2 protein-coding genes are annotated in these 1788 nt (G+C 65.0%); one reads left to right on the forward strand and one right to left on the reverse strand.

Translation table 11 applies throughout. From position 1 onward, the window contains the following. Nucleotides 1-19 precede the first annotated feature (19 nt). Nucleotides 20-1237 (reverse strand): RNA-guided endonuclease InsQ/TnpB family protein, encoded by a 1218-nt coding sequence (locus tag ACFYT4_RS36185; protein WP_389279173.1) that lies wholly within the window; start codon nucleotides 1235-1237, stop codon nucleotides 20-22. A 26-nt stretch (nucleotides 1238-1263) separates the two neighbouring features. Between ACFYT4_RS36185 and tnpA the strand changes: the two genes are divergently transcribed. Then, complete coding sequence (gene tnpA, locus ACFYT4_RS36190; RefSeq protein ID WP_389279176.1) at nucleotides 1264-1680, forward strand: IS200/IS605 family transposase; 417 nt, start codon at nucleotides 1264-1266, stop codon at nucleotides 1678-1680. Nucleotides 1681-1788: the final 108 nt, after the last annotated feature.

The following is a 1788-nucleotide window of genomic DNA, read 5'->3' on the forward strand; positions in this document are numbered from 1 at the left end:
TTGACTTCCGCTCCCTGGGCTAAAGCCCGGGGATTCCTACCACGGTCGGCTGACCGTCTCGGTGGGTTCCTGCTTCCCCGCGCTGGGCCGGTACGAGTACCGGTCTTACCTGCGCTCCACAGGCTGACACCGCCAGTCCGGCGGCCTTGGCGACGTTGACCGCCGCGTTGATGTCCCGGTCGAGGACGGCTCCGCAAGCCCTGCATTCCCACACGCGAATGTGCAGGGGCTTGGGACCGTCCTTGACGCCGCACTGCGAGCAGACCTGGGAGGTCGGCTCGAACCGTCCGATGCGGAGGAAGCTGCGGCCGAACTTCGCGGCCTTGTACTCCAGCATCGTCACGAACGCGGACCATCCCGCGTCGTGGACGGACTTGGCCAAGCGCGTACGCGCGAGCCCCTTCACCGCCAGGTCCTCAACGGCAATCGCTTGGTTGTCGCGAATGATCCTTGTTGAGAGCTGGTGGTGGAACTCGCGCCGTGCGTCGGCCACCTGCGCGTGAGCGCGGGCTACCTTGATGCGGGCCTTGTCCCTGTTCTTCGATCCCTTGGCCTTGCGGGACAGACGGCGCTGTTCCCTCTTGAGTTTCTTCTCGGCCCGGCGCAGGAAGCGCGGGGCGTCGATCTTCGTGCCGTCGGAGAGGACCGCGAAGTGCCCGAGGCCCAGGTCGATGCCGACGGCGGATGTCACGTCGGGCAGCGTCTCGCGGTCGGTCTCCACGACGAAGGACGCGAAGTATCTCCCGGCAGCGTCTTTGATCACGGTCACCGTGGACGGCGCGGAGGGGAGGTTGCGGGACCACTTGACCCGCACGTCGCCGATCTTCGGCAGGGACAGGTCCCCGCCGGTCGTGATCTTCCATCGGGCGTTCGCGGTGAACCGTACTGCCTGCCGGTTGTCCTTGCGGGATTTGAACCGGGGCGCTCCCATGCGGGGGCGCTTGCCCTTGAGGCCGTCGAAGAAGTTCCGGTATGCGATGTCCAGGTCCCGGAGGGACTGCTGGAGGACGACGGCGGACACCTCGCCGAGCCATGCGCGCTCTTCGGTGAGCTTGGCCTCGGTGATCAGCAGTTTGGACAGGTCCCCGGTCTTCGGGAACGCCTCGCCTGCGGCGCGGGCGGTCTCACGGGCGCGAAGCGCATCGTTGTAGACCACCCTCGCACACCCGAACGCCCTGGCCAGCGCTGAGCGCTGAGGACCGTTCGGATACAGGCGGAAGCTGTACCTCAACTGCATACCGATCACCCTACTACAATTGGTTTATGGCTGAGTATCAGAACATTCGCACTGGCCGACACTGCACCTTCGTCCTCCACGCCCACTTGGTTTTCGTGACGAAGTACCGGCACAAGGTCTTCAAGGACGCCCACCTGAGGCGCATGGAAGAGATCATGCGGGCCGTCTGCGCCGACTTCGAATGCGAGCTGGTCGAGTTCAACGGCGAGAACGACCACGTCCACCTGCTCGTGAACTTCCCGCCGAAAGTTGCCCTGTCCAAACTGGTGAACAGCCTCAAGGGCGTCAGTTCTCGCAGGCTCCGCCAGGAGTATCCGGAACTGGTCCGACATTACTGGCGGGCACAGCGGCTGTGGTCCGGCTCGTACTTCGCCGGGTCGGTCGGCGGGGCGCCACTGTCGATCGTGAAGCAGTACATCGAGCAGCAGAACCGGCCCGTCTGAGCTGAGGTCGACCGTGCGGACCCGTGCGCACAGCGCGAGTCAGAGCACTTCTCAGAATCGCTCCACCACCGGGCCAAAGCCCGGTGCACTGCGATTAGACCCGGTAGC

Source organism: Streptomyces sp. NPDC004609 (assembly GCF_042873655.1).
In the GTDB taxonomy this organism is placed as follows: Bacteria; Actinomycetota; Actinomycetes; order Streptomycetales; family Streptomycetaceae; genus Streptomyces.

Bases quoted from the DNA above. Each gene is read 5' to 3' on its own strand.
- tnpA (WP_389279176.1), top strand. From the start codon at position 1,264: ATGGCTGAGTATCAGAACATTCGCACTGGCCGACACTGCACCTTCGTC.
- ACFYT4_RS36185 (WP_389279173.1), bottom strand. From the start codon at position 1,237: ATGCAGTTGAGGTACAGCTTCCGCCTGTATCCGAACGGTCCTCAGCGC.